This is a genomic window from Mycobacterium sp. MUNTM1 (assembly GCF_054660795.1).
Genome location: NZ_BAAGDE010000098.1, coordinates 5,066 through 12,283, shown reverse-complemented (window position 1 = coordinate 12,283; position 7,218 = coordinate 5,066). Strand labels below are relative to the sequence as shown.

Genomic DNA, 7,218 nt, shown 5'->3' with positions numbered 1-7,218 from the left:
GGTCACCGCCGGTGCTACCCCCGCCGCCATTGCCGGGTGCGGCCCCCGGCTGCGGAGCAACCCTCGGGAGGGGCGGCTGCTGTCGCGGTGGCGGCGGCACCCGTTGCGGCCGAGGCGGTGCCGCGATCGGCTGGGGTGGTGCCTGGTGCGCCAACGGCGGTGGTGGCGCCGGAAGCTGCGGCGGGTTGGGCTGGGTGACCTCTCCAGCGGGAAGCGCTCGGTTCGACGAGGCGAGCGCCGCGCCATGCACGGCGAAGTCCAACCCACCGCGCATCTTCCGCAGATCGTCACGTGAATTGACCGCGTTGCGGATGTCGTCGGCCATCCGACCCGCCGGATCATCCCATCGCGATGCGGGATCGGTGACGAGGAAGGTGATTTTGCTGCGGTCGTATGGACAGTAGGCCCCTACGGACGCGGTGATGAACCGCGCTTCGGTGCGCGCGAGGCGGCCGGGGGCGTAGAGGCGCTCGGGCGGATCGTTGCTTCCCGCATATTCGACCATTGCGTCCAAAACGCGGTCCGCCGGAATGCCGGCATTCAGTGCGCGACAGACCTTATGAGCGGTGTCAACCAGGCTCGGCACGCCTTCGAGGGCGGGGATGCCTTCTTGGGCGAGAAGTGCCAGGAATTGGTCGTCTTCGTTTGAGTCAGCCGCTGCCGCGCCGCCGCGCAGAATTGCTGCGCCGCTGAGCAATACAAGGGTGGTAACCAGAACTCCGGCGCGGCTGGTGACGCCGGTGCACCTGGTGGTTGCGGTGAACATGACAGGATTTCCCTTCTGCGAGAGCCCGTCCCCGCGCGGACTTTGGATAATCACCTATGCCGCAGGCGTGATCGCCCGCCCAGCGCGTCCCCAGCGCACGTTCGCGAGGGGATTTCGCCAGTGGAAGTGGAGCGCACAATCGTTGACGCGCACCCCGTAAGACGCCCTGGCGCGGCCGGCGGACCGCCTGTGTCACCAGACGGTAGGAGTCGTCCGCGCAGACGCCGGTGCTCAATAGTGTGAGCGCTTTTCCGCGGGCCGAACGGGGACGCCGGGTGAAGTGGACCTCACCCTTCCCGACACATCCCAACAACCGCAGGGTGGCATTCCCAGCAAATACGTTGCCGTTAGCCAACGGCATGAAAAAATCGTACTTCTCACGCGCTTTAATGCGACATGTACATTACCTGGGCGTGTACTGCGGGTTAACTGTTATCCTGCTAGCGAATTCCTATCCAGATTACGAAACACGTGTATAACAAAGGACGGAGGCGGCATCAAGCCCGGCGCCCGATCCCTCAGAGTGCTCGTAGGCCATGCAGGGTCCTGTTGATCAGTTCACGTCGTTCGTCGATGGTCATCAAGTCACCGAGGGGGGTGTGCACCCGCAAATAACCTTGTGTCACAAGCTCACCCACCAGGTACCGCGTCGCACCAAGCGGCAAGGACAGACGCGCGGCGATCTCGGCGACCGACGGGCTCTGCATGCAATACGTCAGAATCTGGCCCCGCACATCGTTTTTCGGCCAGCGCGGCTTCGATGTGGTGGTGAGCGCTTCGACCGGAGCCTCGAGTGGCAGTTCGAAATCAGAGTCGGTACGGCCTCCCGTCAGCGTGTATGGCCGCACCAGGCTCGCCTCGCTCGCGATTTTCCGTTCTGCGCCCGCGTCCTGCGACTGCTGATCCGCGTCGGAATGTTTCCCCCCGGCATGCGGCGAACTATGCAACCCCTTGCGGTGCTGCAAGAACCACAACGTCTGGTCGGCGTGCACCGATGCGCGCAGCTCGTTGGAGACCACCTTGAGGACGGTGCGATCGGTGTCGATGACGAAGGTGGTTCGTTTGACCGGCAGCAGCCGGGCCAGCAGGCCACGGCGCCGAGTATGCCGACCGCGCCGGGCCTCATCCCGCGCTACGACGGATCTGCGCAGCTTGGCGAGCCTGCCCCGGCGCACCCCGAACAGTTCGGACACCACGCCGTCCGCGTCCGACAGCAGCGGATAGTCGAACGAGCGCTGTTGGGCGAAGTGGGCCTGCCTGTCGACGGTGTCGGTACTGATGCCCACCCGCTGGGCGCCCACCGTCACGAATTCGTTGCTCAGGTCCCGAAAATGACAGGCCTGGGCGGTGCAGATCGGTGAGGACGCCAGCGGGAAGAAGAACAGCACAACCGGCCCGTCGGCCAGGAGCGCCGACAGCGCCTGGGGCCGACCGGTGTGATCGTAAAGTGTGAAGTCAGGCGCCTTCTCGCCCGCGATCATCGGCAAAGATTAACTCCGGGAAGCCCGGCGCGACCATACTCGAGCAAATTGGTCAAGGCCGAACTACCTACGGGATCCGTCGGCCGAACCCGGTCGAATCGGTCTGCGAGGCTGACCCGCATCAACATTGGTGGGCGCGGACGGTATCGAACCGCCGACCGCTGGTGTGTAAAACCAGAGCTCTACCACTGAGCTACGCGCCCGTGCCCGGGCAGGCTACCTGCCCGAAGGCCAACTTCCCAAAATCTCGGTCCTCCTCAGGCCCGCAAGGCCGCCAGCGCGGCCGTCCAGAGCCGTTGGTCGCGGGACTCGCCAGGCTGCTTCATCTCGGCGAAGCGAATGATCCCGGACCGGTCGACGACGAACGTCCCGCGGTTGGAGTAGCCGGCATCCTCGTTGAACACGCCATAGCTTTGGCTGACCGCGCCGTGCGGCCAGAAGTCCGACAGCACCGGAAAGGTGAATCCGCTGTCCAGCGACCAGACCCGGTGCGTGGGCGGCGGTCCCACCGAGATGGCCAGCGTCGCGCTGTCGTCGTTTTCGAACTCGGGCAGGTGGTCACGCAACAGGTCCAGCTCGCCCTGGCAGATGCCGGTGAAGGCCAGCGGGAAGAACACCAGCAGAACGTTCTTGGCCTCGCGATACGAACTCAGCGTGACGCGTTGTTGGTTCTGGTCGCGCAAAGTGAAATCCGGGGCGGCTGTGCCGACGGGCAGCATCAACGCTTCCCGGCGCGGGATTTGGGCTGCACCAGGCGGCTGGCGCTCCAGTCCCCCAGGTTGACCGACGAGGTCGGCATCAAACCGGCGGTGGGGGCGGCCTCGGCGATTTCGGCCGGCAGCACGTGACCCGGCTTGCCGGTCTTGGGCGTCAGCACCCAGATCACGCCGTCTTCGGCCAGCGGGCCGATCGCGTCCATCAGGGTGTCCACCAGGTCGCCGTCGCCGTCTCGCCACCACAGCAGGACGACGTCGACCACCTCGTCGGTGTCCTCGTCGAGCAACTCACTGCCGCAGGCTTCCTCGACCGCGGCGCGGATCTCGTCATCGGTGTCTTCGTCCCAGCCCCACTCCTGGACAACCTGGTCCCGTTGGATGCCCAACTTGCGGGCGTAGCTCGGGGCGTGATCCGCCGCGACCACCGTGGAGCCTCCTTAACGTCCGCGCGCTATGCGATTGGGGATTATCGTCGCACAGCCAGAACCTGGTCCATACTTCCGCATCATCACGTTGCCAGGCACAGTTTTACCGCGTTCTTTTTCGTGTCGTTGAGTTGATCGACCCGCTTGTTGAATTCCCCGGTCCCCGCGTGGGTGCCGATGGCGTTGGCCACCGCGCGGGCGGCGTCGATGTAGGCGTTGAAGGCGTCCTTGATCTGCTGCGACATCGCGTCGCTGAAGCTGTTGCCCACCGTGGTGGCGCTGTCGTTGAGGGCGTCGATGGCCGGGCCTTCGGTCGGGCCGGTGCCGCGGCCGGCGTTGAACGCCTGGACGAATTCGTTGGTCTTGTCGATCGCGTTCTTGCTGGTGGAGATCAGCGTGGCGCAGGCGGTGCGCACCGCCTTGGTAGTCAGCGACTGCTGCCGTTGGGATTCCCGGACGCTCGAGGTCACCGATGACGCGGACACCGACGCGGACACCGACTGCCGGTAGGCCGGCGCCACTTTGGTGTCCGGCGTCGCCGTGCCATTGGTGACGGAGGTGCACCCGACGATGCCCATCAGCGCCACCGCGACGCACCCGAGGGCCAGCGCCCCGCGCCGGCGCACAGCCTTCACCTGCGTCTGAGGGACGGCACCCCACCGGATGAGCACAAGCCTGACGTTACCGGGTGGGTTGCCCACTTGCCCCAGACCCGCCGAGTTGGCGTTCGCCAGGCGACGCTGCGGCGGCTACCGGACGTCGGCTATCGGCGCGAAACACCGGTGCGGCACGATGGTGGCAGGGTGCGACCCACCCGTTACGGCACACATTCCGCCACACAACAGGAGTAGTGCGTTGACAACTGAGTTCGTGCGCCACGATCTGGCCACAAACCCCACCGGCGCAACCGAACCCGACCGCGTTCGGGTGATCCGTGAGGGGGTGGCCTCCTACCTACCCGACATCGATCCGGAAGAGACGTCGGAGTGGCTGGAGTCCTTCGATGAATTGCTGGAGCGCTCCGGCCCGTCGCGGGCGCGCTATCTGATGCTGCGATTGCTGGAACGGGCCGGCGAGCAGCGCGTCGCCATCCCGTCGCTGACGTCAACCGATTACGTCAACACCATCCCCACCGAACTCGAGCCGTGGTTCCCCGGCGACGAGGACGTCGAACGGCGCTACCGGGCGTGGATCCGGTGGAATGCGGCGATCATGGTGCACCGCGCGCAACGCCCGGGAGTCGGTGTGGGCGGCCACATTTCGACCTACGCGTCGTCCGCGGCGCTCTACGAGGTCGGCTTCAACCACTTCTTCCGCGGCAAGGCGCACCCCGGCGGCGGGGACCAGATTTTCATCCAGGGCCACGCGTCCCCGGGCATCTATGCGCGGGCGTTCCTGGAAGGCCGCCTGACCGCCGACCGGATGGACGGCTTCCGGCAGGAGCACAGCCACGCCGGCGGCGGCCTGCCGTCCTACCCGCACCCGCGGCTGATGCCCGACTTCTGGGAATTCCCCACGGTCTCGATGGGCCTGGGCCCGCTCAACGCCATCTACCAGGCGCGGTTCAACCACTACCTGCACGACCGCGGCATCAAGGACACCTCCGACCAGCACGTGTGGTGCTTCCTGGGCGACGGCGAGATGGACGAGCCGGAGAGCCGCGGCCTGGCGCACGTCGCCGCGCTGGAGGGTCTGGACAACCTGACGTTCGTCGTCAACTGCAACCTGCAGCGCCTCGACGGCCCAGTGCGCGGCAACGGCAAGATCATTCAGGAGCTGGAGTCGTACTTCCGCGGCGCCGGCTGGAACGTCATCAAGGTGGTCTGGGGCCGCGAGTGGGACGCCCTGCTGCACGCCGACCGCGACGGCGCACTGGTGAACCTGATGAACACGACGCCGGACGGCGACTACCAGACGTACAAGGCCAACGACGGCGCGTACGTGCGCGACCACTTCTTCGGACGCGATCCGCGCACCAAGGCGCTCGTGGAGAACATGAGCGACTCCGAGATCTGGAACCTCAAGCGGGGCGGCCACGACTATCGGAAGGTCTACGCCGCCTACCGCGCCGCCGTCGACCACAAGGGCCAGCCCACGGTGATCCTGGCCAAGACCATCAAGGGCTACTCACTGGGTGCGCACTTCCAGGGCCGCAACGCCACGCATCAGATGAAAAAGCTTGCACTGCAAGACCTTAAGGACTTCCGCGACGCGATCCGGATTCCGATCAGTGATGCCCAGCTGGAAGAGGATCCCTACCTGCCGCCCTACTACCACCCCGGCTCCGACGCCGAGGAGATCCGCTACATGGTCGACCGTCGGCGCACCCTCGGCGGCTTCCTGCCGGAGCGCCGGACCAAGGCCAAGGCGCTGCGGCTGCCCGGCCGCGACACCTACGCCGCGCTGAAGAAGGGGTCGGGAACCCAGGAGGTCGCCACCACCATGGCGACGGTGCGGACCTTCAAGGAAGTGTTGCGGGACAAGGAAATTGGCCCGCGCATCGTGCCGATCATTCCCGACGAGGCGCGCACCTTCGGCATGGACTCGTGGTTCCCGTCGCTGAAGATCTACAACCGCAACGGCCAGCTGTACACCGCCGTGGACGCCGAGTTGATGCTGGCCTATAAGGAAAGCGAAGCCGGCCACATCCTGCACGAGGGCATCAACGAGGCCGGGTCGGTCGGTTCGTTCATCGCGGCGGGCACGTCGTATGCGACGCACAACGAGCCGATGATTCCGATCTACATCTTCTATTCGATGTTCGGCTTCCAGCGCACCGGTGACGGCCTGTGGGCCGCCGCCGACCAGATGGCGCGCGGCTTCCTACTCGGCGCCACCGCGGGTCGCACCACGCTCACCGGGGAGGGCCTGCAGCACGCCGACGGGCACTCGCTGCTGCTGGCCAGCACCAACCCGGCGGTGGTCGCCTACGACCCGGCATTCGCCTACGAAATCGCCTACATCGTGGAGAGCGGGCTGGCGCGGATGTTCGGGGAGAACCCCGAGGACGTCTACTTCTACATCACCATCTACAACGAGCCGTACGTGCAGCCGCCCGAGCCGGAGAACTTCGACCCCGAGGGCGTGCTGCGCGGCCTGTACCGCTATCACGTCGCCACCGAAGAGCGGGCCAACACGGCGCAGATCCTGGCGTCGGGGGTGGCGATGCCGTCGGCGCTGAACGCGGCGCAGATGCTGGCCGCGGAGTGGGACGTCGCCGCCGACGTGTGGTCGGTGACCAGCTGGGGAGAGCTGAACCGCGACGGCGTGGCCGTCGACCGGGCGCGGCTGCGCCACCCGGACCAGCCGGCCGGCGTCCCGTACGTCACCCAGGCCCTGTCGAACGCCACCGGGCCCGTGGTCGCCGTGTCCGACTGGATGCGTGCGGTGCCCGAGCAGATCCGGCCCTGGGTGCCGGGCACCTACGTCACCCTGGGCACCGACGGGTTCGGCTTCTCCGACACCCGGCCCGCCGCGCGGCGGTACTTCAACACCGACGCCGAGTCGCAGGTGGTCGCGGTGCTGGAGGCGCTGGCCCGCGACGGCGAGATCGACCCGTCGGTGCCGACCGCTGCCGCCCGCCAGTACAAGATCGACGACGTGCTGGCCGCCCCGGAGCAGACGTCCGACCCCGGCGTGGCCTGACCCGGGCGCACCCGCGCTCGGCGCGCTGCGCCCAACGTGACACTGGCGTCACGTTGGGGGGGGGGGGGGGGGGGGCGGGGGGGCCCCCCCCCCCCCCCCCCCCCCCCCCCCGCCGCCCCCCCCCCCCCCCCCGCCGGCCGGGGAGCAGGCGCGGCCGACAAGAAAAAAAATAAAAAATAAGAAAA

6 protein-coding genes and 1 tRNA gene are annotated in these 7,218 nt (G+C 67.0%); 1 reads left to right on the top strand and 6 read right to left on the bottom strand.

The window, feature by feature from the left end; genetic code table 11:
- The 6 genes from ACYQ8K_RS29180 to ACYQ8K_RS29155 all read right to left on the bottom strand — a co-directional run.
- On the bottom strand, nt 1-766 hold a 766-nt coding region (locus ACYQ8K_RS29180), incomplete at its 3' end, for a DUF732 domain-containing protein (RefSeq protein WP_459974735.1).
- A 518-nt stretch (nt 767-1,284) separates the two neighbouring features.
- Entirely contained in the window at nt 1,285-2,247 is a 963-nt protein-coding gene (locus tag ACYQ8K_RS29175; protein ID WP_459974733.1) for a redoxin domain-containing protein, read from the bottom strand.
- Nucleotides 2,248-2,375: 128 nt separating this feature from the next.
- Nucleotides 2,376-2,450, bottom strand: a tRNA-Val gene (locus tag ACYQ8K_RS29170).
- Between the two features lie 54 nt (nt 2,451-2,504).
- Nucleotides 2,505-2,966, bottom strand: a complete 462-nt coding sequence (locus ACYQ8K_RS29165; protein ID WP_459974731.1) for a peroxiredoxin — start codon at nt 2,964-2,966, stop codon at nt 2,505-2,507.
- Nucleotides 2,966-3,388 (bottom strand): DUF3052 domain-containing protein, encoded by a 423-nt coding sequence (locus ACYQ8K_RS29160; protein ID WP_065030507.1) that lies wholly within the window; start codon nt 3,386-3,388, stop codon nt 2,966-2,968. Before ACYQ8K_RS29160 ends, ACYQ8K_RS29165 begins: the two co-directional genes overlap by 1 nt.
- An 83-nt stretch (nt 3,389-3,471) precedes the next feature.
- On the bottom strand, nt 3,472-4,059 hold the full coding sequence (locus ACYQ8K_RS29155) for a hypothetical protein (RefSeq protein WP_459974729.1): 588 nt from the start codon (nt 4,057-4,059) through the stop codon (nt 3,472-3,474).
- Between the two features lie 184 nt (nt 4,060-4,243).
- Here ACYQ8K_RS29155 and aceE point away from each other — a divergent pair, with 184 nt between their 5' ends.
- Nucleotides 4,244-7,033 (top strand): pyruvate dehydrogenase (acetyl-transferring), homodimeric type, encoded by a 2,790-nt coding sequence (gene aceE, locus ACYQ8K_RS29150; RefSeq protein ID WP_459974727.1) that lies wholly within the window; start codon nt 4,244-4,246, stop codon nt 7,031-7,033.
- Nucleotides 7,034-7,218: the final 185 nt, after the last annotated feature.